Annotated in this window: 17 protein-coding genes and 1 pseudogene; 11 read left to right on the plus strand and 7 right to left on the minus strand. The window is 29.9% G+C overall.

What is annotated here, in order from left to right; genetic code table 11:
* The first annotated feature begins 45 nt into the window (after positions 1–45).
* Complete coding sequence (locus tag HBE96_RS18365; protein ID WP_169299169.1) at positions 46–1,431, plus strand: MATE family efflux transporter; 1,386 nt, start codon at positions 46–48, stop codon at positions 1,429–1,431.
* Between the two features lie 149 nt (positions 1,432–1,580).
* On the plus strand, positions 1,581–2,534 hold the full coding sequence (locus tag HBE96_RS18370; protein ID WP_169299170.1) for a S8/S53 family peptidase: 954 nt from the start codon (positions 1,581–1,583) through the stop codon (positions 2,532–2,534).
* 100 nt (positions 2,535–2,634) lie between these two features.
* Here HBE96_RS18370 and HBE96_RS18375 read toward each other — a convergent pair whose 3' ends face one another.
* Positions 2,635–4,317 carry an MFS transporter gene (locus HBE96_RS18375; RefSeq protein ID WP_169299171.1) on the minus strand — a complete coding sequence of 561 codons (1,683 nt, stop codon included), beginning with the start codon at positions 4,315–4,317 and terminating at the stop codon, positions 2,635–2,637.
* A 120-nt stretch (positions 4,318–4,437) separates the two neighbouring features.
* Complete coding sequence (locus HBE96_RS18380) at positions 4,438–4,965, minus strand: PadR family transcriptional regulator (RefSeq protein WP_169299172.1); 528 nt, start codon at positions 4,963–4,965, stop codon at positions 4,438–4,440.
* Positions 4,966–5,140: 175 nt separating this feature from the next.
* On the opposite strand from HBE96_RS18380, the gene HBE96_RS18385 reads away from it, so the two are divergent.
* Positions 5,141–5,608: a GNAT family N-acetyltransferase gene (locus HBE96_RS18385; RefSeq protein WP_206154996.1), complete on the plus strand. Its 468-nt coding sequence runs from the start codon at positions 5,141–5,143 to the stop codon at positions 5,606–5,608.
* A 177-nt stretch (positions 5,609–5,785) separates the two neighbouring features.
* The gene (locus HBE96_RS18390) at positions 5,786–7,369 is read left to right on the plus strand and encodes an AAA-like domain-containing protein (RefSeq protein ID WP_169299173.1); all 1,584 of its coding nucleotides are present in this window, start codon (positions 5,786–5,788) and stop codon (positions 7,367–7,369) included.
* Positions 7,370–7,389: 20 nt separating this feature from the next.
* Here the strand turns inward: HBE96_RS18390 and HBE96_RS18395 are convergent, their stop codons facing one another.
* The gene (locus tag HBE96_RS18395; RefSeq protein WP_169299174.1) at positions 7,390–8,316 is read right to left on the minus strand and encodes a TraB/GumN family protein; all 927 of its coding nucleotides are present in this window, start codon (positions 8,314–8,316) and stop codon (positions 7,390–7,392) included.
* Positions 8,317–8,720: 404 nt separating this feature from the next.
* On the opposite strand from HBE96_RS18395, the gene HBE96_RS18400 reads away from it, so the two are divergent.
* Positions 8,721–8,936, plus strand: a complete 216-nt coding sequence (locus HBE96_RS18400) for a hypothetical protein (RefSeq protein WP_169299175.1) — start codon at positions 8,721–8,723, stop codon at positions 8,934–8,936.
* A gap of 142 nt (positions 8,937–9,078) precedes the next feature.
* Here the strand turns inward: HBE96_RS18400 and HBE96_RS18405 are convergent, their stop codons facing one another.
* Positions 9,079–9,414, minus strand: a complete 336-nt coding sequence (locus HBE96_RS18405; RefSeq protein ID WP_169299176.1) for a cupin domain-containing protein — start codon at positions 9,412–9,414, stop codon at positions 9,079–9,081.
* Between the two features lie 129 nt (positions 9,415–9,543).
* A complete protein-coding gene (cooS, locus tag HBE96_RS18410; RefSeq protein WP_169299177.1) occupies positions 9,544–11,463 on the minus strand; it encodes an anaerobic carbon-monoxide dehydrogenase catalytic subunit in 1,920 nt (639 codons plus the stop codon).
* A 318-nt stretch (positions 11,464–11,781) separates the two neighbouring features.
* Between cooS and HBE96_RS18415 the strand changes: the two genes are divergently transcribed.
* From HBE96_RS18415 to HBE96_RS18420, 3 genes and pseudogenes are all read left to right on the plus strand, one after another.
* Entirely contained in the window at positions 11,782–14,436 is a 2,655-nt protein-coding gene (locus HBE96_RS18415) for a winged helix-turn-helix domain-containing protein (protein ID WP_169299178.1), read from the plus strand.
* A 99-nt stretch (positions 14,437–14,535) separates the two neighbouring features.
* The gene (locus HBE96_RS26475) at positions 14,536–14,631 is read left to right on the plus strand and encodes an NAD(P)H-dependent oxidoreductase (RefSeq protein ID WP_243186993.1); all 96 of its coding nucleotides are present in this window, start codon (positions 14,536–14,538) and stop codon (positions 14,629–14,631) included.
* 15 nt (positions 14,632–14,646) lie between these two features.
* Positions 14,647–15,321: pseudogene (locus HBE96_RS18420) on the plus strand (flavodoxin family protein); the annotation flags it as partial.
* A 171-nt stretch (positions 15,322–15,492) separates the two neighbouring features.
* Here HBE96_RS18420 and HBE96_RS18425 read toward each other — a convergent pair.
* On the minus strand, positions 15,493–16,665 hold the full coding sequence (locus HBE96_RS18425; protein WP_169299179.1) for an SH3 domain-containing protein: 1,173 nt from the start codon (positions 16,663–16,665) through the stop codon (positions 15,493–15,495).
* 1,003 nt (positions 16,666–17,668) lie between these two features.
* On the opposite strand from HBE96_RS18425, the gene HBE96_RS18430 reads away from it, so the two are divergent.
* Positions 17,669–19,009 (plus strand): MFS transporter, encoded by a 1,341-nt coding sequence (locus tag HBE96_RS18430; protein ID WP_169299180.1) that lies wholly within the window; start codon positions 17,669–17,671, stop codon positions 19,007–19,009.
* Between the two features lie 716 nt (positions 19,010–19,725).
* Here the strand turns inward: HBE96_RS18430 and metA are convergent.
* Positions 19,726–20,643, minus strand: a complete 918-nt coding sequence (gene metA / locus HBE96_RS18435) for a homoserine O-acetyltransferase MetA (protein WP_169299181.1) — start codon at positions 20,641–20,643, stop codon at positions 19,726–19,728.
* 721 nt (positions 20,644–21,364) lie between these two features.
* Between metA and HBE96_RS18440 the strand changes: the two genes are divergently transcribed.
* Both HBE96_RS18440 and HBE96_RS18445 read left to right on the plus strand, forming a co-directional pair.
* Complete coding sequence (locus HBE96_RS18440) at positions 21,365–22,987, plus strand: right-handed parallel beta-helix repeat-containing protein (protein WP_169299182.1); 1,623 nt, start codon at positions 21,365–21,367, stop codon at positions 22,985–22,987.
* Between the two features lie 152 nt (positions 22,988–23,139).
* A complete protein-coding gene (locus HBE96_RS18445) occupies positions 23,140–26,406 on the plus strand; it encodes a hypothetical protein (RefSeq protein WP_169299183.1) in 3,267 nt (1,088 codons plus the stop codon).
* Positions 26,407–26,584 lie beyond the last annotated feature (178 nt).

A 26,584-nucleotide genomic window follows, 5' to 3' on the forward strand; every position in this document is an offset into this window, starting at 1 on the left:
ATTTTAGTGGATACCTATATGAAATTTGAAAGAGGTGTATATTAGTTGAGCGAAAAGAGTATAAAAATTAATGAAAGCTATATTGAAAATGAAAAGCTTAGCAAGCTTATTATGAAGTTTTCAATTCCCTGCGTACTTGCAATGGTGGTGAATGCTCTTTATAGTATTGTAGACCAGATTTTCATTGGTCAGGGAGTAGGCTATATTGGTAATGCAGCTACAAATATAACTTTTCCACTTGTAGTTTTAGCATTAGGTTTTTCACTACTTTTAGGAGATGGAGCAGCAGCTTTTTATAGCATAAAGTTAGGAGAAAAAAACAAAGAAGAGGGCGCTAAGGCAATAGGCAATGCAATTGTTTTGATGGTATTTTTAGGTTTTATATTTTTAGCAGCTGGATATATTTTTATGGAAAAGCTGCTGTGGGGCTTTGGAGCTACAAGCACTAACATTTCTATAGCACTGGATTATATGAGAATAATTTTAATAGGATTTCCTTTCATGATTTTGGCAGCAGGCCTAAATTCAATAATACGTGCAGATGGCAGCCCAGAATATTCAATGCTTGCCATGATAGTGGGTGCAGTTATAAATATTGTTTTGAATCCTATACTTATATTTCATTTTGGTATGGGGGTTAAAGGTTCTGCCATAGCAACAATAATAGGACAAATCTTGTCCTGTACAATTTCACTAAGTTATATTAATAAATTTAAAAATATAAAGTTTAAAAGAGAATATTTGAAGCTTGATGTAAAGGTGAGTAAGACAGTAGTGCTCTTAGGAATATCCAGTTTAATTACCCAGGTAGCAGTAACAGTAATAATAATAGTAAGTAATAATATGCTTAAAACTTATGGAGCACAATCAATTTATGGTAGTGACATTCCTATATCAGCAATAGGTATTGTAATGAAAGTTAATGAACTTTTATTAGGAGTGGTAATAGGTATAGCAATAGGAGGCCAGCCAATACTTGGATACAATTACGGTGCTAAAAACTTTAAACGTGTTAAAGATACCTATTTTATGCTTATAAAAATAGCAACTGTTGTATCAATAATAGGATTCATTATATTTCAGTTTTTTACACAGGGTATAATAAATTTATTTGGCCAAAATAATGCATTGTATAATGAATTTGCATTAAAATCCTTTAAAATATTTTTGATGCTCTGTATGTTTATAGGTTTTGAACTTACAAGTTGTGTTTTCTTTCAGTCTATAGGTAAACCTGGAAAAGCAATGCTTCTTACACTATGTAAGCAGACTTTCTTCATAGTTCCTCTTATGATAATTTTACCTAAATTTCTTGGAGTTTTAGGAGTATTGTATGCAGGACCTTGTGCAGAAATATTATCAGTTATAGTGACTGGTATTCTTATTACTTCGGAACTTAAGAAATATTCAAAGGTTGAGGAAGTTAGCTGACAATTTATGTTGTCACTTAATTTCTAATTAGAATGTAATAAAATAATTAAGAAACAATTAAGATTTTCATCGGCTTTTTTTTAAGAAATTAAGTCCAAAATTGTAAATGTTAGTTATAAGAAAAATATTTATAATGGGGGACTTAAAGTATGAAAAGTAAATTAAAAAAAGTTTTAATAGGTATAAGTATATTTGTTATGATAGTTTCTGTAACGTATAATGTACTTTTAATATTAAAAGTTAACAATCAGCCATGGAATATTGCTTTTGCAAATGCAAATTCAAGAGATACTTATTTTACAATACACAATGTAAAACAAGCTCAAAGTATAAGTAAAGGAAAAGGGATTAAGGTAGGAATTTTAGATCATTGTTTTGGGTATGAATCTCACAAAGATTTGTACAGTGGTGCTGTTGATTTTATAAATAGTCCTTATGCCTTAAACAAATCTAATGAACATGGATACTGGATGGCTAATACTTTAAAAGAAATTGCTCCAGAATGTGAAGTATATGCGTTAAATACTGCAGCTAGCATGGATGAAGATAAAAGAGTTACTGCTATGATAAATGCAATAGATTGGTCAATAAAAAATCACATTGATATTTTAACCTATTCTCAAAGGCCTATATCAGATAAAAATCGTAAAAGGTTTGATGAAGCTGTAAATAAGGCAGTAAAAAATAATATTATAACTACTTTTATTCATTATGATAATCCTAATAATATCTGGCCTGGACAAATGGTTGATCCTAAGTATATGGAAAAAGGAAAGAGAGAACCGGATTTTAGTATTTTACAGTATGACTATAATACTTTGAGAACAGAAACATATGAAAAGTACAAAAAATTAAAAAGCAATATTTCTGACGGTAATGATACTCCATATTACTCAGTCTCTTCCACTTCACCAGTTACAGCAGGATTTATAGCTATATTAAAAAGCATAAATAATAAACTTACACCAGATGAGTATAGACAAATTTTGAAGAAGACAGCTTATAAAACTACATTTACAGATCCATTTACATTAAAAAAAGTGGAATGTTCAAATGTTGTAGATATAGGAAAAGCTGCTGTATATATTAAAGCAAATTATTAAGGTTTTAGGCTATGTTGAAAAACGTACCAATTTTTGCAAGGGAATAGATCCCTTACAAAGGTTGGTACATTTTAGCTTATAATCTTTGTTGCTACTCAATTTAGATTGCTGAAGCATTATCTGTGCTTTCAACAAACTGTTTATCGTTTAATTCAATTTTTCTCTTCTTATCACTGAATAACGCAAAAAGTATACCTGGTAAAAGAATTATAGCGCTCACTTTAAATGTAAAACTAAAAGCTTTAACAGTATAGGTCAAAAATGTATCTTGGATATTAGGTACTATTTTTTTTATTTCTTTCTTTTGAGCCTCAAAACTTTTTTTGATTTTATTTTTATCCTTAGCTGGGGAAGAAGCTAGCACAGCAGTTTCTTTTTTATCAATTATGTTTAATATTTCTGAAAGACTAGCTTTTTTAGTGCTGCCTGCTTTAATAGAAGAAATCATGTTCAGCTTGGTTTTATTATCAAATACAGTATCATTCTGTATTGTTTGTACAGCGGAGTCTTTAGCATAAGACATCTGGGTAGCCATATTTGATGTAAATATAGTTAAAAATAAGGCAACTCCAAGTACAGTTCCAAGCGTTCTTGTCATGTTATTTATTCCAGAAGCTATTCCTATTTTATTTACAGGAACATTAGCCACTATAGAACCTATTAGTGTTGCCATACTTAAACCCGTACCAGAACCAGCAACAATTAATCTTAAAATAATATCTATGTTTGAAGAATTTTGAGTAAGAGAACTATTTAAGTAGCAGGAGGTACAAAGTAAAAGAATACCTAATGCACTAGTAACTTTACTGCCTAATTTTTTTGTCAGAATAGTAGCTAATAATGAAAATAGCATTGAAGTTAAGGACATAGTTGAAATGATAAGTCCTGCTGACAGTTGATTTAATCCTTTAACCTGAATTAGGAAAAAAGATAGCAAATAGGTACCAGACATCATACCAAGTCCCAGTAAGAATAGAGTAATGGAACCATTTGTAAATGGTGCAGATTTAAATAAGCTAAGTGGAACCATGGGTTCCTTAACTTTTAGTTCAATAATAATAAATAGTATAAGGGCTATGACAGAAACTGCAAACAATGAAAGGATAAAGCTTGAAGTCCAGCCTTTTTCATTAGCCTTCATCAATGCGAAAGTTAAACAAAGCATAGAAATTGAGATTGTTATAATTCCACCAAAGTCTATACTTTTACTTGCAGTTGGGTCATAAGATTCCTTTATGAATTTCATAGTTAATAGTATACAAATGCAACCTATAGGTACATTAATAAAGAAAATATATCTCCAATTAAAAAATTGAGTTACTATACCCCCAATGGATGGTCCACTTGCAGCAGCAAGACCAGAAAAAGCTCCCCAAAGTGCCATAATAGTTCTTCTCTTTTTTGGTGGGAATATTTCAAGAGAAAGAGGCGCTGAAATAGTCACAACAAAAGCTGCTGCTAGCCCTTGAATTGTTCTAAATAATATAAGTTCTTGAAGAGAATTTGAAATACCACATAAAAGTGAAGATATAGTAAATAAAAACACTCCTGCAATAAACAGTTTTTTTCTGCCAAATTGATCTGCTAATCTCGAAACAGTTACTAGAATAACTGCAGTAGCTAGATTATAGGCATTTACTACCCAAGAAATATGATCCATAGTAGTATTAAAGTATTCAGCCATTTTAGGCAAAGTGATATTTACTACAGTTGTATCCAACAATGCCATAAAAAAACCTAAAATAATAGATATAAAAGAAATGATTTGATATTTTTTGTTCATAAGACAAACCTCCTAAAAATAATGTAACATATATTGGTGTATAATAAACTACTATAAAATATAGTAGATGGGCGAAAAAAATGTCTCTCAATATAAGGACTTATTAGAGACATTAAATCATTAATTATAATAATCAAAAACTTTTTCAGACCATTTTTCTAAAATTTTATAGAATTCGTTATATAGATCTAATATAAGAAATTCAGAACCAGATTTTTCATTGTGTTGTTTTGTGTAATTATAAATTGGTTCCACAAATGCTCTACGTTCTGCTGCCTTTTCTTTGAAGTTTTTAAGGTATTCTTTTCTTTTTCCTTCTGGTAAATTTTCTATATTCACTAAAAATGCATTAAAATCCAAATAAAGATTTCCTATATGCTTTGAACTTTCTTCCATTAGCTCATTGAAATATGCATTTCCTTTTTCATTCAGTGAATATAATGTTTTTTCAGGCATTTCACCTTCTTTAACAGTTCTTGAATTTAAATATCCATTATCGCATAATTTAATTATGTTTTTATAAATTGACGGGTTACTGATTTTTAGCCACTTAGTTAGATTCCAGATATCAAATTCTTTAACCATTTCGTAGGCACTTTTCTCTTTATTTTTCAAATAGCCAAGTATTATTAAATTTATTGAAGACAATTTAATCACCACCATTTCATTATACTACTATAGAGTATAGTAGTATACAATATATTTGTCAATATGGAATTTAAAAGTAATTTATATCTAATTGTGTTAAATATTTGAATAATGATATTGCTATGCTGTATAATTAAATACAGATACAATAGTAAGTTACTACAAAGTAAAGGGGATGGTCATTATTCTTATCATTGAGCATTTAGCAGATCACAAAGAACACATTGATACAGTGACAAATTGGCTTTGGAAGGAATTTGGAAAGGAAAATAACCGAGAATTTTTTGAAAGTATAATAAAAAACAGTTTAATAAAAGATAAACTACCATTAACATTTATTGCACTTGAAGATAATGAATTAGTAGGAACTATAGGACTTTGGAGAAGTGACTTAGTAAGTAGACAAGACCTTTTTCCTTGGTTGTCAGCATTGTTTGTTAAAGAAGATTGCAGAGGAAAAAGGATTGGACAAAAATTGCAGAACTTTTTAGTTGAGTATTGCAGAGAAGCAGGGTATAAAGAACTATTTCTTTATACTGATCTTTGTAACTATTATGAAAAAACTGGATGGGAATACCTTGATGATGGTGTGGAATATTCAGGGCAGTATTTAAAAATATATAAGAAGGAATTGAACAAGTAATACATAGTATTTTTTTAATATTAATTAAGGGAAGCCATTTTTGGTTTCCCTTAAAAATTGTCATATTATCAATATTGTTTTCCAAATATGATAAAAACACAAAAAAGCTACAAAAACATTTTGGTTTAAACAAAGCTGCATTATGATAAAATAAGGATATAGGATGGTGAGAGGATTGTGAAAAAGAAATTTAATGTAACAGGAACTTGTATTTCAAGTAGGCACTACATGGTGGATACGTCAAATAAGATAGATAAAATAATAGACTTAGTTAAAAATGAAGAGTATTTCATAATAAACAGACCAAGGCAATATGGAAAAACTACTACTTTATTTTTATTAAATAATAGATTGAAAAAGAATGAAGAATACCTACCTATAAAAATAAGTTTTGAGGGCATAGGAGACTTAATCTTTGAGAAGGAAGATATATTTGTAAAGACATTTATAGAAATAATAAGTGATAGTTTACTTTTAGAATATGAAAAATTAGCTGCTTTTTTAGAAGAAATGGGCAAAGAGGTTACAAATTTTAAGGATTTATCAAAAGTTGTAACAAAATTTATTTTAAAATCAGAGAAAAAAGTAGTTTTGATGATAGATGAAGTGGATAAAAGCAGCAATAATCAAATGTTTTTAAGCTTCTTAGGAATGCTTAGAAATAAATATTTACTTAGAAATGAAGGTTTAGACTATACCTTTCATAGTGTAATTTTAGCAGGAGTACACGATATAAAGACGCTAAAAATTAAAATGAGGCCAGAGGAAGAACAGAAATACAATAGTCCCTGGAATATAGCAGCAGATTTTGATGTGGATATGAGCTTTTCAGCAAAGGAAATAAAGACCATGCTTGATGATTATGTGGAAAACAAAGCTGTAAAGCTAGACAAAGAATATTTTTCAGAAAAGCTGTATTATTATACCTCAGGGTATCCTTTTTTAGTAAGCAAACTATGTAAGATAATAGATGAAAAAATAATGCAGGAAGACAGTTTAATATGGCACAAAGAATATATGGATTTAGCAGTTAAAGGAATATTAAGGGAAAGCAATACCAACTTTGATAGTCTTATTAAAAATATTGAAAATAATGAGGAACTAAAAATTTTAGTAAAAAGGATTATCTTGGATAATGATGATATAGCATATGTAGCTGATAACCCGATAATAAATTTGGGAATAATTTATGGAATATTTAAAAATGAAAACAGTAAAGTAAAAATTAATAATAGGATATATGAGCAAAGAATTTATAACTATATGAGTTCACTTGTAGAAACTACAGTTAGTATAGGTTCTTATAATCAGCAAAGTGCTTATATAAAGGAAGATGGTATATTAGATATAAGAAAGATTCTTATAAAATTCTCAGAATTTATGAAGCATGAGTATTCACAAAAAAGAGAAGCTTTTTTAGAAGCGGATGGAAGGCTTTTATTTTTAGCCTTTATAAGTCCTATAATAAACGGAACAGGCTTTGCATTTAAGGAAGTGCAGGGTGGGGACGAGAAGCGTTTTGATATAGTTATAACCTATAATAAAAAAATGTATATACTAGAGCTTAAAAGATGGAGGGGCGAAGAGTACCATAAAAAAGGTTTGATACAATTAGGAGAATACTTAGATCAATACAGCCTCTCCGAAGGGTATCTTTTAGTATTTGATTTTAGAAAAGCAAATAGAGAATCAGGAAAATTAGAGGAGGTTACTGTAAACATAGGTGATAGAGATAAAAAAATAATGGAAGTTTACTGTTAAAGAGTAGGATAAACCTACTCTTATTTTAATCTAGAAATTTTATATCCCTTATCTTTAAATAATTTCAATAATCCACCTTTGCCAATTACATGAGATGCTCCAACTATTACAAAGTAAATTTCCTGTGATTTTATGAGGCTTTCTATTTTATTTGCCATATTTTCATTTCTTTCAAAAAGTAGTGTATTAAGATTGTTCTTATCTGATTCATTTAATGGTTTATATGTTAATATATCATTTACAAGAGTTAAAGCATCACCTTCAAATATGGCATTATGCATTTTTGATAATAGCTTCATGGAAGTTTCTAAGTCTTTTAAATTCTTTATGCTGGTATCACCCAGACATTCTGGTGATAGATTTGCAGCTGCTATTAGTGCATTAACTTGTGTGCATGAAGTTTCAAGAGAAACTACTTCTTTTTTATCATGTTTTGCTCTGTTAATAAACATAAGGTCTATTCCATAAATAGATTTATATCCATACTTTTTCATAAGTCTTTGATGCAATATAGAATAAAAAGTTTTAGGAGGGTATTTGGAGCATTTTTCAAAATTTAAACCTAATTCTTTACATAAGTTTTTATATTTAATGGTATTTTCACTTTGCAAGAAATCAGGTTCAAAGTTCTCATTGTTTGTAGGTATTTTCACAGTAGGGGTGTTAGCTAAACATTTTAAGTAATCTATTTTATTTTTAAATTTAGTGATGTCCAATTCTACAGCAAGCTTTGTACTATTCATATAAGCTTCTTCAACTGCACTATTAAAACATACCTTTTTATTATTTCCAAGATGTATTGAACCACCAAGATAAAAATACCCCTCGTTATTTTCTACTTTATAAAAAATACCATCATAAACCTTTTTATTCTTTAATTTGTTGATTTTATTTAATAAAGGTCTTAATTTTAGTTTTTTTATATTGATAAATGTGTAACTAGACATAAGAACCTCTTTAAAAATTATTCACATAGTAATATATTGTACTAAATCATATATTATTCGCTATTAATGAATATAGATAGATTTTAAGCATAGAATCTATAAGTAGATCAATTTAGAAAGGTAATTTAATGTATGTCATAAAAATATTTTAATTATTTCTTAAACAGAATTAAGGCATCTGAAAGAAAATAATAAGTCCAGATGCGAAGAATATTTTGTGTCAGGCAAGGAGGCAGGTTCCGCAGATAGTTGGACTATCTAAGGGTTCTGCCGACGCCGAATGACTCAAAATAGACTAGTAGATGGACTTATTATTTTTTTGAAGATGCCTAAGGTGATAGCGATATATATGAAGATTATCATGGAGACTTTTAAGAGTAATTTAGAAATTAGGAGGTATTTTTGTGAAAATTTATGTGATGTGTGAACCGTCCAAATTTAGCAAATTGCAAAGAATACAAGAGCTTCATAGTGAGGTTATCCTAAAAGTAGAAAATCAAAATATGATTTATCATTTCTTTAATGTATTGTTGCCTGTATTTCCAGCTGTTTTAGATAATATACCATGTGCTATTAAACGTTTTAAGGATATAACAACCATAATTATTAAATATCTTTAGTGATTTATGGAAGATATAAAATACAAAAAACAACAATTAAGAATTAATAACCCCAATTGTTGTTAAAAAGTTGCCAGTGACAAAGCTGATAATTACAACGTAAAAATATTTCCACCAAGAGTAGCATAAAATACGAAATTATTTAGTGCTTTACAACAGTGAGGAGCATTTTAAATTTTTCGTGAGCTTCAAGTCCATGAGGAACACCAGAGGGCATTACTATGGTTTCATTTTCTTTAACATTAAAAACATTATCACCTATTGTAATTTCAGCGGTACCATCTAATATTTGCACCACAGCATCTCCAGAAGTAACATGAGAACTGATACCTTCTCCTTTATCCAGTGAAAATAAGGTAATATTAGCTGATGGTGTTTGTGCAATAGTTCTACTTATAACTTGATTTTCTTGATATGATATTAAATCTCTTAAATTAAGTACCTTAGAAAATTCTATATTTTTAACTAAGTTATTCATTTTTTATCTCCTTAAACTTCTTGAGTTTTATAAATTAGCTGTGGCATTAAGAAATTTGCATACAATATATAGTATATTGCAGCATCTATTCTTAATGCTACAGCTTTTTATATTATAAATTTTTTAATACTAACTTAATCCCAAACCTTTTCTTTTTTTGATTATATGAGCTTCTATACCATTTGCTACTTCAACAGGATCATCACCTAATGCAATTTTTCCACCAGTTACATCTTCAGCTTTTTTAGTTAAAAGCTCTACCAGCTGTGGAGCACCTGTCATGAAAGGTACAGGTGATAGGTGAGTATAAGTACCATATGCTAATGCAAAAATTCCATCTATAGTTGCTTTTTGTTCCATCCATTCTGGAGCTGTAACAGCTATTGGAAGATCACATACATCAACATCTAAGTGATCTGCAAGAGCAGTAACAAGCATAGATATTCTTCCTGTATCAGTACAAGTTCCAAAGCTTAGTACTGGTGGTATTTTTAACATATTACATACTTCTTTTAGTCCTTCACCAGCCATATTATTAGCTGCTTCTACAGTACAAAGTCCTGCAACCTCAAGAGCATGGTTTCCACATCCTGCACTGACAACTAATATATCTTTCTTTATAAGTTCTTTTGTAAGATTTATTGTCATGGAGTCTTGAGGACCATTTCTTAGAGTGGAGCAGTTTGCAAGAGCAACAACTCCTTTAATCTTTCCAGCAGATATTACATCTACTAATGGATCAAGTTTATTTCCAAGAGCACCTAAAACGGCTTCAGTGGAGAAACCAGCTACAGCTTTTTGAACTTTTTTAGGAACCATTGGTTGAATATTTCTTTGTTTTCTCTTTTTAAAGTTTTCTATGCCTAGTTCGATTAATCTATCTGCCATGGCATTAACTTTTGAAGGACTATAAGGAATCTTTTCATCAAGTCCTGGTAAATCGATGATAGTACTTACAGATACCAAAGTTACCTGATATTTTTCTGCATACATATCTATAGCTGGTGGTGAGCAGTTTTCTTCCATTGCAAAGACATCTACAGTACCAGTAGCGAGTAGCGGTTCTATAGTAAGCCAGTTTCCCATATGGCCTACAAATACATCATCCATTTCAAATCTTTGTAATAATTCTTGACCTGTTTCTATTGAACCTATTATTCTAAGTCCCTTAGCTCCAGCTGCTTTTGCTTTTTCTTGAACTTCCTGTGTTTTTGCTTTTAACATGGAAGCAACACCAGGCCAAGGTTGATGACCATTAAATACTATATTTACATACTCTGGGTCCATAATTCCTAAATCCATATTAACTTCATGAGGTTTTGGAGTTCCGAATAGTATATCCTGAACCATTTCTAGTCCTATCTGACTGTTATATATGGTAGCTATACCAAGTCTAAGAGCTTTCATTGCTAAAGAAACATAACTTCCATCTACATTTGTAAGACAGCTAGCTACACAATTTTGCTCTTCATGTATTGTTCCACCAGGATATATGTCTAACTTTCTCCATACTTCTTTTCTCTTTTTTGGGGCAAAGGCTTCAATCATAATGTTAGTGTCTTCTACACCAATACTTTGTTGATCTTCAAGTAGTACAGCTAATTCTATAGCCATATCATTGATTTCCTGATTAGTGTTTATACCAACCTTTTCACACATCCATTTAAGTTTATTTGTATCTGTAATTTTAAATGGAGTTTTTCCTTCAGCTGTAGCCTTTAAGGTTCTGAAAGCTTCATAGGCATGATGACTATATGTACCTGCTCCCATTATGTTTTTTAGAAGAAAGTTTCTCATTGCCATAGCATCAGGGCCTATTCCACAAACACCTTTAGTTTGACCTGATTTTTCACTTATTCTGCAGGGACCATTTGAACACAGTTGACAGCTTAAACCCTCAAGACAAAACTTACATCTGATTTTTTCCTGCAAAGCGTATCTATCAAATGCATTAGACATTCCATCTTCCCTAATTCTTTTAAGCATTTCTTCTACAGAATCATGGTAGCTAACTCTACCTGCTGATTTTTCTAGTATAGTTTCACTCATAAGATATTCACTCCTTAAGTTTATTGTTATTACTCAACTTTTGGATATACAAAAGTTTGAAATTAAGCATAATGTGAAGCAAGCTTTTTAGAGGACAGAGGACAATTGTCCTCTAAAAAAATGTTTCACATTTTTTTAAAACTGCGAAAGTTGAGTTATTAGTATCATTAATAAATTTTCCAATGATGCGTTTAATTATGTACTTAACTTTTGCAAAAATAATATAATGTATTATTTTTAAGAGGACAGTTGACAGATATTTTTGTCTAAACAAAGCTGCATTATGATAAAATAAGAAAATAGGATGGTGAGAGGATTATGGAAAATAATATAAATCTTCTAGCGACTAAATTCAGTATAAATCATGTATATAGGCTAAAAGCTGTTGCACGTAACAAGCTATTTGAAATTCTTGATGATTCAGTAAATAGTGATTTGACATTTATAAACGCACCAGCGGGATTTGGAAAGACCACCTTATTAAGTTCATGGATTACAATGCATAAGAAAAAATCAATGCGTGCAGCATGGCTTACTCTAGATGAAGAGGATAATGATGAGACAAGATTTTGGATATATGTTGTTTCAGCGATAAAAGCAGTACTTCCTAATATAGGAGGAAAAGCTGCAAAACTTCTTAGCTCTTCTAAAATAGGTGGTATGGAAACTATAATTACTGTATTAATTAATGAAATACAGGAAACTAAAAAAAGTTTTCTTTTTATAATAGAGGATTTGCACCTTATAAAAAATAAGGAAATATTAAATTGTCTAAAGTTTTTTATGAATAATATACCTCAGAATATTCATTTGGTAATAACTAGCCGCAGGGAAATTTCGTCTGTAATATCAGGAATAAAGGTTTATGGAAGAATAATTGAAATTGGTCAGGAAGAGTTAAGATTTACAAAGGAGGAAACTGCTGCTTTTATAAATGAGGTTATGGAATTAAAAGCTTCTGAGAAGGATTTAGTTAAGCTATATGAATTGACTGAAGGTTGGCCAGCAGGACTTCAGATTGTAGCTTTATTTTGTAAACGGAAGGGTATAGATGCAATAAAGAATAAAAAAAGCATGATGATTCAGACACAGTTTGAAAATTACTTTATTGAAGATGTGGTAAACAGCCAACCTGAAGATGTTTATGAGTTCTTGATAAAGACCTCACTTTTAGATACCTTTTCCTATGAGTTATGTGCTTGTGTTACTGGAATACCAAACTGTAGTAATATTCTAAATAAAGTGCTGGAGATGAATCTTTTTATTTCTTGTTTAGAGGATAAAGAAAATTGGTACAAGTATCACAATCTTTTTACCAGCTTTCTAAAAAAGAGAATAGAAAAAGAGCAGCCTGATTTATCAAAAGAGATATACATGAAGGCTGGGCAATGGTATGAAAGCAGGGGGTATAAGCAGGAGGCGTGCTCTTACTATCTAAAAGGAAAAAGTTTTGAAAAAGCAGTAATTTTAATGGAAGAAGTTAGTACAGACCTCATATATCGTGGGCAATTTACACTTCTTGAAAAATGGATACAAGAAATCCCAGTACACTATTTATATAAAAGTTCTAGACTAATGCTTGATTTTGTATGGATTTATTTATCAAAGCATAAGATAGAAGATGCAAAATATTATATAGAAATCATTGAAAATGAGTTCGAAATAATAAAAAAAGATGATAAGTCAACCTTTAAAGGGGAGTTTCTTATTGCAAAAGCTTTTGTTTCAATGGATAATCTTGAACAAAGTATTAATCTGCTAAAAAGAGCTATGGAGCTTACGGAAAGGTTCAATCCCAATTATCCCGCTGCTCTTATGAGTATAGCAACTTCATATATAATTCATGGTGAATTTTTAGAGGCGGAACAATACTATTTTAAAGCGCTAACAGCAAGTAAAAAGATTGAAAACCTGTACTCTGCTGCATACTCATGGGGAAGTCTTGGTATGATGATGACTTGTCAGGGAAGATTTAGTGAAACTGAGGCTTTATACAAGGAGGCAGAAGAATATCTAAAAGAAAGAGGTGGAAGGTCCATACCTTTATTAGGACTTGTGTTTTCAGGACGCTCTGAGATATATTACTTCAAGAATGAGCTTGAAAAGGCATATGATTTTTCAGTAAAAGCAGAAGAGTTGTTTGAAAAAGGAGGCATATTTGATATTAAGAACAACTGTTATGCTATAAAAGCTCGCACATTGCTGGCAAAGGGAGATAAGTTAAGGGCCATAGAAACTATTAATAGAGCTATGATCTTGTCCCAAAAAGATAAAATATATGGCTTTAAAAGACATATTGATTACTGCAAGGCAAGAATGTTTTTGGATATGGATGAATTAGATCAAGCAGCAGATTTTATTGAGGATTATAACCTTTCTTTTGAGGAGAGTATTAAGAAATATAATCTACATGATTATATTTTACTGGCAGAAATTCTTATTAAAAGAAAGAAATTTGAAAGAGGAATTAGCTGCATTGAAAATATAATGAAATTTGAGAGCATTGGCAAGATGTATGAAGTACAGTTAAGGATATTAAAAACAGATGCACTCTTAAGTACTTCAGAACATGAAACTGCATATGATGAATTACATAAAGCATTAATAGATTGTTCAAAAGAAAACTATGTAAGAATATTTATTAACTATGGAAATAGAATTAAAGATATTTTGAAACTTTTTATTGATACTAAAAGTGACAGATATGAGAGTAGAAGTATTGAGTATGCTAAATATATATTGAAATTTTTTGATAATAAACCTATGAAAATAGCCAGGAATACTATACTTACAAAAAGAGAATTAGAAGTATTAAAACTTATAAGCAAAGGTTTAAGTAATGAAGAAATTGCGAAAAATTTGTTTATTTCCATAAGCACAGTTAAAAGCCACACTTTGAATATATTTGGAAAGCTGGAGGTTAATAGTCGTTCCAAGGCTGTTGTTGAAGCAGAGAGAATGGGAGTTATCTAGGCCTAAAGCATAAATTCATACTTTTTACTGATTTATTGTATCTCATAAGGTTATATTATAAGTTTGATGAAAATTTATTTAACCATATGGAGGTATAAAATGAAAATTACTGCTATTTTGGGCAGCCCAAGAAAAAATGGAGACTGCTTTAAAGTTATAGAAATGATTAAAAAAAGTTTTAATAAAGTTAATTAAACTGAGGTTGATTATGTTTTTCTTAGTGATATAGGATTAGGATTCTGTAAAAGCTGTCTTCTATGTTATTCAAAAGGAGAAGAATATTGTCCCAATAATAAGGTTACATCTGTATTACTTGAAAAAATGCTTAAAAGTGATGTTGTTATTTTTGCTAGTCCTGTTTATGAACATCAAGTAACGGCTTTAATGAAAAATTTCTATGATAACTTTTCTTTCATGTTTCACAGGCCTCGTTTTTTTGAAAAGAAAGCTATTGTGGTTTCTTCCACAGGCGGATCAGGACTTAAGGAAACTGTAGAATATATGAAAATGAATGCTGTAGGATGGGGATTTCAGGTTGCTGGTGTTGTAGGAGTTTGTGGACCAGCATTAAATTTAGATAGCAACTACAAGGAAAATGTTCAGGAGAAAATTGATATATTAGTTCACAGGATATGCAAAAATAATGAAGTAGCTAAACCATCTTTATATCAACTTGCAATGTTTAGGGCTATGCAGATTAAAGCGTCAAGGTCTCGTGAGAAAAAGAATGTGGAATATGAATACTGGCAGGAACGAGGCTGGTTTCAAAAAGATTATTATACAAATGGAAAAATCAATCTGCTTAAAAAGATATATTCTAAGATTATCAGCAAGGTGATAAAAAAATCAATGAGCGGCAGAATTATAATGATAAAAGAAAATTAATATATTGATGAATACAAATTAGATAAAATTATAAAAAAGTTATTAAGCGTTATTTCTGAAATAGCGCTTAATAACTTTTGTTATTCTGAGTTTGTTTCTTTTAAACTTGGAACAAACTCAAAACATGCTGTGATTTTATCTATTATTCCGTCATATAAATCTTTAATTATTTTAGTATATATAGCTTAAATAGTTTCTAGAAGCATAACCTTGAACTCCATTTATGCTTATTTTAATCCAATTTCCATCACTTGAATAATCAAGTACTTCTGCATATTGATTTTGGCTTAATACTCCAACTATTGATGCACTTGTTGAAGGATTACTTCTTATATTTAACTGATAAACATTTTTAACAGCAACATATTTACCACTTGGTATTGAAGTTAATAAATCTCCCCATACCCAACCAGATTGTCCATTATATTTTACTGAATACCAACCATTAGAATAGCTATTTAAATATAGTACAGTTCCTTTTGGTATAGTACCAAGTAAAGTTGCACCATCTAAAGGATTTGCGTTAAAATAAGCTGAATTAGTAACCTTTGTTACTTGAGCAAACATACCAGTAGTAACAGAAGTTTGTGTAGGTGCAGGCGTTGTAGCTGGTGATGTAGTATCCGGAGCAATATTAACGTATCTTCCTGGAATATATCCATTATTTATATCATCTAATGTTACAAAGTATCTTTTAGTTCCTTGAATTCCACCAAAAGCTTGGTCCCATGTTGATTCAAAGGTAAAGGCACCATTAACACCATTTAATGTACCCCATTTGTCAAATATAAGAACGTGATCACCAGGTCTATCTAAAATATCCATATGCTTAATATCACTTAAGTTTATCTTAGTAAAGTATTTATCAAACATAGTTCTAGTTGAAAGTTTTCCATCATGTATATCAAAGACAGCTTGTACAAATCCTGAACAATCAATACCTGCGGTAGTAGGAACATAGCTATTTCCTGCTGTAGTATTAACATTTCCAGCAAAAGCACCTTGATTAATAGCATCTAAAAAGTTGTTCCATGGAGTCCCAAGTGAATTTGAATTTAAACCGTCTTGACCGCCCCAATCGTAGGGGATACCGCTAACCTGTGCTGTAGTAAGATTAGAAAATTGATTAGGTTGAGTAACACTATTTGTATAAGATGAATCTAAATTTCCGTTCTTATCTTTTGAATAGGTCCATGTTAAATTGATCATATTTAAAGCTCTTTGTTCAGCTTGACTTGTTGTAATTGGTGTTTGAACAGTAGCAGCACTTACATTTAAAGCAGGTGTAACAATAGCAGTTATTCCAAATAAGATACCAAATAATGCAGTACTAAATTTTTTCATATTTAATTTCTCCTTTTATATTTAATAATATTTTATATGTGATTATGAGAAAATTACTGAATTTCTGTAGAGTTTGAAAACACTTAGATATTGTTAAAATTAATTTAATAGACATCATCATATTAGCTGTATTTGTAAAACTAAAATTAAGATGACTTCGAGTTGATATAAAGATTAATCGGCGACTCTGTAAGGATTATTATAAGGGGGAAAAGATACTCTAACAACAATCAATTTGTGGTAATACATATAAAAATAGCAAGATGAGCTTTTGGGTTTGCCTACTACCCCTGAATTATTGATACTCAGTGGAGGTGTGAAAAATCCTTAGAGCAATACAGTTTTCTTGAAGGGTATCTTTTAGTATTTGATTTTAGGAAAGCAAATGTAGAATCTAGTATTGAAAATTTATTTATATTTATATGTATATTTATTCCAAAAATGGGTAAGGTAATAATATTGAAGTTGATATATATAACAGCACAAAAGAAACAAAAATAAAAAAACGTATAAAATACATTAGTAGAAACCAATGCAGAAATTAGGATTTTGGGTGTATCTGCAAGTGCAAGAAGCGTAAGTGTGTGCAATGACAAGATATATAGAAATGAAAAACATAAAAGATGTTAAGTTATAAATAGAATAATACTATAGTATCATAGTTTAAATAGATGGTATAAAGTAAGTAAAATCAATAACTTAGGCATATGAAAGAAAATAACAAGTCAAAGATGTTAATATATTTTGCGTCAGACAAGGAAACAGGTTCCGCTGATAGTTGTTCTATCAAAGGGTTCTGTTGACGCAGTATGACGCAAAATATACTAACATACTGACTTGTTATTTTTTTGAATATGCCTTAAGAAATATTAAAAAGGTATTCAGTGAATTGGATACCTTTTTAATGTTTTTAGAGAATGTATTGTACAAGGGCATAAAAAGGTTACTATAAGGGAAAAATTAAAAGAATAAATATATTAGCATATAAGGTGGGATAAATTAAATGGTTACTATTTCACAAAGAATTGAAAGATTACCAGTTACACCAATGCTTTGGAAGGTGCTCTTTTTAACAGGTATTGGTTGGCTTTTTGATGCCATGGATCAGGGAATGGTAGCGGGGGTTATGGCTGCTATTGGAAGGGAGTGGAAGCTTACTCCTGCTGATTTAGGTATGCTTGGCAGTGCTTCTGCAGTAGGAATGGCTATTGGAGCAGCTATTGCAGGTATGGCTGCCGATAGATGGGGCAGAAGAACAGTAATTACATTCACTCTTGTGTTGTATGGATTAGCTAGTGCAGCATCTAGTATTGCAGCTAATTTTAGCATACTTTTATTTATGAGATTTTTAACTGGATTGGGGTTAGGAGGAGAATTACCAGCAGCATCTACTTTAGTTAGTGAATTTTCACCTGCTAAATCCCGTGGGCGTATGGTTGTTTTGCTGGAGAGCTTTTGGGCATGGGGCTGGATTGTAGCTTCATTAATTGCATACCTTCTCATTCCAGTTTACGGCTGGCGCATCGGATTCTTATTAGGAGGAATACCAGCGTTATATGCAGCTTATCTTAGAAAGGGTATTCCAGAGTCCCCTAGATATTTGGAACAAAAAGGACATTTTCAAGAAGCTGATGAAATTGTAAGCAAAATGGAGCAGCAGGCAGGCTTAAATAAGCATAAATCTACTGTAAATAATAAGATAAAAAAGAAGAAAAAAAATATAACTCTTGCAGAGTTATGGTCCAAAGATTATATTAGGAGAACTTTGGTTTTATGGATTCTATGGTTAGGTATTAATTTTGGTTATTATGGATTTGTTTTATGGATTCCTACCCTTCTTGTGGGAAAAGGCTTTGCTTTAGTAAAAGGGTTTGAATTTACATTAATTATGAGTATTGCTCAGTTGCCTGGGTATTATACTGCAGCTTATTTAATAGAAAGAATTGGGCGTAAAGTGGTTTTAACGTCATATTTATTAGGTACTGCTGTGTCAGCATATTTGTTTAGCCAGGCAGCATCTGTTACTAATGTACTTGTTTTTGGGTGCTTACTCTACTTTTTCAGTCTTGGAGCATGGGGAGCGGTATATGCATATACACCAGAAGTTTATCCTACACGAGTTAGAGGTAGTGGGGTAGGCTGGGCAGCTGCAGTTGGACGTATTGGTGCTATTGCTGCTCCTTATATAGTAGGAGTAGTGTATCAGAGTAAAGGTAAGCAGGTTGGCTTTACTTATGTGTTTGTTATGATAACTGTAGTATTTGCAGTAGTAGCAGTGGTAATTGCTTTAGCAGGAATTGAAACCAAAGGAAAGGCTCTTCATGAAATAAATGAATATAAATAGATAATAGAAGGCTAGGGTAACTAACAAATTACTCTAGTCTTCTATTATCTATTTTATTATATACATACAAATTAAAAGCAAATATAAGGAGGCATATAGCAAAAATGTTTAAATTGTTGGTAATTACAGCTTTAAAGACTAAAATACAGTTTAAAATATTATTTAGAGTGTAAAGTAGAGTACGATTTTTGTATATAAAGTTTATATTTATCATAATAGTAATCTCCTTCTATATTTAAGATTCCTAAATAATATAATAGCATATTTTGGGTTGATAAAAATGAATAAAGTTTTAATAAAGTTTTATGGTTATGAAAACAATAGTGGGTGACAAAAAATTAGTTAAAATTACAGTTGCTTTCAACTGTAATTAAACTTTTTAAGGAAAATTTTCAATAAATTTGATAATAAAAAGCAAAATTAAAAAAATATTTATAAAATTCTACAAATAATTTGTTGTATATATTCTGAAATGTGAATAAACATGTTATAATAACCTTGAGGTGATAATATTGGAAGTTCGATTAAGTTTAGAACAGTTCAAATTACTTGCACTTCGATATCAAAAAGCTAAGAAAAAAGGAAAGAAAGATTTAGACGGTTATATTGCGGACAGGTCCTTACGTATAAAAAAACGCTGTGGATACTTCAGGTAAATATTAACCAATTTAAGAGTACTAATTTTCATTAGTACTCTCTTTTTGTATATATGAGTTTTACTTTAATTCATCTAAATTATAAGGTGTTTCCTGATAAACATAGTAATTTAACCAGTTTGTGAACAATAAATTAGCATGTCCCCTCCATTTTACTAAAGGTTTTTTAGAAGGATCATCCTGTGGAAAATAATTTCTAGGGACATCTATGTTAAGACCTTTAGAAATATCTCTATCATATTCAGATTTTAATGTTAAAGGATCATATTCTGAATGACCAGTAACAAAGATTTGTCTTCCTTTTTTAGCTGTAACCATATATATACCAGATTCTTCTGATTCAGCTAATATATTTAAATTTGGAACTTTTTCTATATCTTCTCTTCTAACTTCTGTGTGTCTTGAATGAGGTACAAAAAATTGGTCATCAAAACCTCTTAATATTTCTACATTTTGCTTAAGGGTTTTGTGTTCAAATACCCCAAACATCTTCTTTTCTAATGAATGTTTAGGAATATTGTAATGATAATATAAACCTGCCTGGGCACCCCAGCATATATGTAGGGTAGAACACACATTATGCATACTCCAATCCATTATTTCTTTAAGTTCTTCCCAGTAAGTAACTTCTTCAAAATCAATTTGTTCTACAGGTGCACCTGTGATAATTAAGCCATCAAATTTTTCATTTTTAATGTCATCAAAGGTTTTGTAAAAATTCGTAAGATATTCTTCCGAAATATTTTTGCATGTATGTGTTTTAGGGTGTAATAATTCTATTTCTATTTGTAATGAAGTATTACCAATAAGTCTTAATAATTGAACTTCTGTAGTAATTTTAGTAGGCATAAGATTTAAAATAGCAATTTTCAGAGGTCTAATATCTTGGTGGAAAGCTCTATCTTCAGGCATTACAAATATGTTTTCATTATTTAAAATTTCAAATGCTGGTAAATCATCCGTTATTTTTATTGGCACAGTTATCACCTCTTAATTTTATTCTAAATTTATTAATTTTCTGCGTATTAAGATTTATTATAACATAACATTTTATGAAATTATACTATAAGATTTTTTAGAATAATTGATAGCTTGGAAAACTATGATGGCTTTGGTAGTAAATCATAAGGGTAAAAATACATCCATATAGCAAAAAGTTCACTGTACATAAGGGTATTATTAATGTATAATATTAATTCAGAAAATGAATAATAATATATAACTAGGGAAACAATAAGAATAAGTAAATATATAGAAATACACCCTTGAAAGTCCTATGGCAAAAAGTTAAAACCCTATATATAATTAATACTATAATACAAATGTAAGGGGGTATTTTTTTATGGATGAAAAGCATATGGAAGTTATTGAAAAAATTTTAAGGGAGATTCAGGATATTAAAGTGATTCTTCAAGAAAATATGGGTGAGAATGAAAAGGTAGAGGAATAGAAGTTTACATATCCGAAAATAGGAAAAACTTTATTGAAAATATCAATAGTGAAACTTTAATTAGGTGTTTAAATAATTTAAGAATTAGTTAAACGCCTTTTTGTTATATAAAAATAGCACTTATATTAAGTTAAAATTTTATGTGTGGGAAAGTTGAATTATTAAATTTACTGTTGTAAGTTATAGTGTCATTTTATAATTCATATATATAAATTATGAAGTTGTTTTTAAAGTGGGTGAGGATTTAGGTTGGAGAAGAATTTAAAAGATAATGTGGACAACATAGACAATGAATTAATAATATATGATGAGAAAGTTAATTATGAAAATAATATAAGTTTACAGGTTTTGTTAAAGGGGGAAATTTTAAATTTAGATAAAAACAGCATAAAATTTACTATAAATACAGAAAAAAACCTAAGTTGCACAGAGAATAATGATGAAGAGTATAGTTTTAATATAAAGTTTCGGTACATAACAAAAAAAACCAAGGTAGTAAGTAATGCTGAAGAGCTGCAGAAAGCATTAGATGATAAGGAAGTAAAAAACATTTTCTTGCAAAGTGGGGAATATAAATTACAAAATGAGGTTATTACTATAGCTTTAAAAGATAAAGTAATAGTAGGAAATAAAAGTACTGCATTTACAGGTGGAATAAGTATTAAAGCTGATACCTGTCTAAAAGGAATGACATTTATTAGTCAGTCATCTATTATTAAAAATAACTCACATATATATATTTCTAATGGGGCTGATGTAACATTAGAGGATATAAATATACAAGGAAATAATTTTGAAAATGTAAATGGAATAATTTTAGAAAGAAATAGCGAAAGTAGAATTTCCATTATAAATTCTAGTATTAACGATTTAAATGTTGGCATTAAGGTTAATGAAGATAATATTTTAGGTGAAATAAAAAATAATGATTTTCAAAATGTAAGAGTAGGAATAGGAAATCTAAAAAAAGGGGCAGTTGTAGAAGATATAAATAAAATTGTAAATAACAATTTTATTATTAAGGAACAAGGGGAAGGTATAAGCTTTTCCTCTGGAGTGAATATTGGAAAAGTGGACAATGTAAAAATAGTAACTAATGGTGTAAGATTTGCAAGAACTTTAAGCCTAAATAATAATTACGGCCTTGTAAAAGGCAGTGGAATGTTTAGTGATATAGAGACAAAGTTTTTTAAGGTTAATAATAGTGATGAATTATGTGAGATATTAAGATTAAGCAGTAATGGTTATATAATTAAATTGCTAGATGGAGAGTATTATGGAAACATATGTATTGATAAAGAAATTGCTTTAATAGGCGAGAGCAAAGAACGTACTTTTATAATACCAAATGAAAAATATAGTGATAATGTTTTTCAGCATGGAATTAATATAAGCAGCGGAAATATACTTATAAAGAATTTAACTATTGATGGAAAGAAAAATAGCAAGTTAGATAATACAGTTTCCTATTTTAGAGATGGTATTAGATATGAAGATGATGTTCCAAATGGTAATGAATTAAAAGGAATTTGTATAAGAAATATAAACAGAAGGGGAATATCTATTTGGCCTGAAACAGTTGAAAATACCTATATAGAAAATTGCAGTATAGAAAATATAGATTGTAAGCAGGGCATATATATGAATGGTTCTGGAAAAATAAAAAATTGCATAATTAAAAACTCAAAGGTAGGAATAGAAGTAAATAATAAAGTGGAAAATGGAATTATTAATATTGAAGATAACCTTATTTGTAAAAATGAGAGAGGAATATTAATTTGTACTAAAGATAGAAATTTAGAAGGCGCAAAAATCAATTTGAAAAATAACTTTTTTGAAAATAATTTATTTCAAATTGATTATAAATGGTGAAAATCGCACATCTAACCAATGATGTGTGATTTTTTATTTTAAATAGTAACTAAACTAGTATCAGTTGCATAATATAAAACAAATACACATAAAAGTAATCTAATTGTCATTATAAATTAGTTTGCAATTAATTAATGGTTAGGAGTGAAAAAATGGATTTCCATACAATTTCAAATGGTACGGACATTAATTCAAGGATTCCGTTAAACTGTGAAATTGATAATTTTCAGATAACATATTTAGAAGAACAAAGGGAATTAAAATTTTTAGATAAAGGAACCTATGCAATAGAACTAAAACTTATAATTAGTGATACAAATCAAGCAGATAGTATAGGGGTAAAATTTGGAGATGAATTAATTAAGGAATTTAATATTCCAATAAAAAAGAGTGCGGAGGTAATATTTAATTTTACAGTAAATGTTGACGTTGCCGACAAAACTCTTAGTGTTATTAACACTTCTGATGATAATTTAAATTTGGTAGTAGGAGGGGTAAGTATGGACATCTCCAGTGTATCTATTACGTCATTAAATGACCCAATTAGTATAACTAGCATAGATCAAATAAATAATAAAACTATAACGGTTATTCTTAATAAGGATTTTACAGGTAATGAAATTTTTAAAGTTTACAGAACGGGGGATATTCACCAAACTGTAAAGATAATAGCAGTACAGGATTCTATAAATCCTGCAAGTAACAAGAGAGTAATTGTTGCCTATGATCCACAGGAAAGCAATCCATATAATACTAGGTTTGCAACAGGTGTTAAATATACATTAACAATTTCAAATGATACAGAAGAGGCTAGTGAAGAATTTATAGTAAAAGAAGTTACTCCACCACCTATGACTACTGATATAGAGGTTTTTGGAGATAGAATATTAAATATAAAAACAGATGTTCCAGTTCAAAATCTAGATCATTTAAATATTAGTCCTGGGATTCAGGAATTAAGTAATTTTTACGTTTTATTCTATGACAAGGATACTAACGTATCACAAGATCCTTCTCCACAATGGATTGGAACTCTTAATGCTACTACAGATGAAACGGATACTTTTACTAAAACAGTTATAGCTAGAGTAGCTCCAGATTACAGATCTATGGAGATACAATTTAATCATATATCACTACCAGTTGGGACACAACAATTAATAGTAAATTTTAGTAAGGTTCAAGATAATACTTTTGATAAATTAAAGGATTTTTCTGCTGATCAGAGGATAGTTCCTACAATGTCAAAAGAGTTTGATGTAGTAAAAGGAGCCGAGGTAGCAGTACCAATAAGTGTAACAACCTCCAGCAGAACAGAAATAATCGTTAAATTTGATAAACCAGTAATAAATTTATTTGAAGAAAAGGATGCTGTTTCTGTAGAAAATGTGCCAACAAGTGTTTCAAAAGTGGTAAGGTTAGGTAATAAGTTTGACACTTTAAAATATATACTTAGTAATGCAACACCATTACCAATTGGAAAAGTAAATATTACAGTAGGAAGAATAACAGATGCCAATGGATATAAAACCATGCAGACAGTATTTAAAGATGTACCAGTTGTAGATAATCCGCCAAGAATATTAAAGGTAGAACAAATTGAGATACCAGCAGATCCTAATACTACACAGCTATTGGTAACATTTTCAAAAGATATGAAAGACAGTGATAATGATGGCGGAGTAAGAAATGTTAATTATTATGCAATAACTAAAGCGGATACTTCACCTATTGTTATCAATCCTCCAATAACCTATGATGCTAATAAATTTGCAGCTACAATAACAACTGAAAAGTTAGATCCAGGGCTATATAATTTATTCGCACAGGACATTCAGGATGTTTTAGGCTTACCTATGAAAGCACAGAATGTACCTTTCACTATTGTAGACAATACAGAACCTAAGGTAGAAGGAATTACTTTTAGAAATAACACTTTGGTGATTAAATTCAATGAGATGATGCAAACTTCAGGTGAACATTCAATAACAGAAGTGCAAAATTACCTAATGGAAGATAAAAGAGTATTACCTGCAAAGAAGGAAGTTTTGCCACCTGAAACTGTAATGTTTATTATGAAAAATAGCAAATGGATTAGAATAACTTTGCCAGCTACCTCAACAATATTACCTTTAGTAGTAGATCCAAATTATTTAATTCATTTAGGATATGCAAAAACTAAGGAAATTAGATATATAGAAGATGCAGCAGGAAGTATTTATCCATTATGTAATTTACATCAAATTGATAGTAATCCAGAAGAATTTGATATTTCAAATGGAACAGTTATAGTTGCTTCTGACAGCAGATTACAATATAAATATTTAGGACAGAATGAACTTTATTCTATTAATATATCAGATTTTGAAGTAAGAATAGGAAATGCACCAGGAACTATTATAACTCCTTTAACAGCAGTATTAAAAGATGAAAAAACTATAGAATTTAATTTCTTACCAAATACTTTTGATGGAGGAACAGATAGAGTAGTTGTTTCAACTAAAAATGTCGATATGCAGTCAAGAGATATATACGGTTATGCTATTGCTAAAGCTAAAGCTACAAATGGAGCTGTTATAAATGGATTAAGAGCAGAATTACAGGCAGTTAGCTTAGTAACAGATGAGACTGTGGGAGCTGTAGTAATACGTATGACATTTAATAAGTCTATTGATAAATTTGCAGTAGCAGATTTTGGGTGCTTATTAAATAATTCTGAGAGCATATCAATGAAATATGATAATAAGAATTTCAACAACAAGAAGGTATTTGAAGTAACGCTACAAACAACTCAGCCATTGAGTTATACAGATAAGCTTAAGATAAGCTTAGCTGTTCCTGAAGAGTTAATTAGAACATTAGATATAGATGGAAACAAGATTGCTATATTCTCACCAATTGAAGTAACAAGATTTATTGCTCAATCTATTAAGTGGCAGAGAACTTCAGCATCAACATTATCTAAAAATAATGCTACAATCCAATTTAATTATTTAATTGATACTAAGACTGTTATTCCACATTCAACCTTTGTTGCAGCTAATAATCCATGGAGTGGAGCAAGTCCATTAAATATAACTCCTGGTAATTTAGAGTTTACTCATTCAGCAACTGTAGATACTATAACAGTAAAAAATAATCCTCAATTCGGTAAAATAGAAGTTACAAGCAAAGCAGGAATAGGTTTTGTTCCAGCAGACTGTACAAATAATAAGAATGTAATTCTTAGTCTTGTAGATGGAAACAAGTTAGTATTACAATTTGATCAGGCTGAAGATGCAGCTGTTTATCCACAAGAAATTAATTTTGTAACCTATGTACCAAATAGGGATGATGATAATAATACTATAGAAAGTGTATCAAACACTTTATTCTTATATTCTGATTATGAAGCAACTAGTTCTGCAACTGATGTATAAAACATTATATTAAGTAAAATTTTATTAGATATTAAAAAAGATAGACCGAATATGCGGTGCATATTTGGTCTATTTTTTTAGTATGCAAGTTAAGCATAATAAGATACAAGGTACAAGAATAGTTTTAGTTTTATATGGTACTAATATACCTTAAACACAGTGGTAATGTTTAACTTTC

Origin of the sequence: Clostridium muellerianum, assembly GCF_012926525.1 — a bacterium.
Classification (GTDB): Bacteria; Bacillota; Clostridia; order Clostridiales; family Clostridiaceae; genus Clostridium_AM; species Clostridium_AM muellerianum.

Excerpts from the sequence above, each read along its gene's own strand:
- HBE96_RS18370 (WP_169299170.1), top strand. The coding sequence starts at position 1,581 with ATGAAAAGTAAATTAAAAAAAGTTTTAATAGGTATAAGTATATTTGTT.
- HBE96_RS18375 (WP_169299171.1), bottom strand. The coding sequence starts at position 4,317 with ATGAACAAAAAATATCAAATCATTTCTTTTATATCTATTATTTTAGGT.
- HBE96_RS18385 (WP_206154996.1), top strand. The coding sequence starts at position 5,141 with ATGGTCATTATTCTTATCATTGAGCATTTAGCAGATCACAAAGAACAC.
- HBE96_RS18395 (WP_169299174.1), bottom strand. The coding sequence starts at position 8,316 with ATGTCTAGTTACACATTTATCAATATAAAAAAACTAAAATTAAGACCT.
- HBE96_RS18405 (WP_169299176.1), bottom strand. The coding sequence starts at position 9,414 with ATGAATAACTTAGTTAAAAATATAGAATTTTCTAAGGTACTTAATTTA.
- cooS (WP_169299177.1), bottom strand. The coding sequence starts at position 11,463 with ATGAGTGAAACTATACTAGAAAAATCAGCAGGTAGAGTTAGCTACCAT.
- HBE96_RS18415 (WP_169299178.1), top strand. The coding sequence starts at position 11,782 with ATGGAAAATAATATAAATCTTCTAGCGACTAAATTCAGTATAAATCAT.
- HBE96_RS26475 (WP_243186993.1), top strand. The coding sequence starts at position 14,536 with ATGAAAATTACTGCTATTTTGGGCAGCCCAAGAAAAAATGGAGACTGC.
- HBE96_RS18425 (WP_169299179.1), bottom strand. The coding sequence starts at position 16,665 with ATGAAAAAATTTAGTACTGCATTATTTGGTATCTTATTTGGAATAACT.
- HBE96_RS18430 (WP_169299180.1), top strand. The coding sequence starts at position 17,669 with ATGGTTACTATTTCACAAAGAATTGAAAGATTACCAGTTACACCAATG.
- HBE96_RS18445 (WP_169299183.1), top strand. The coding sequence starts at position 23,140 with ATGGATTTCCATACAATTTCAAATGGTACGGACATTAATTCAAGGATT.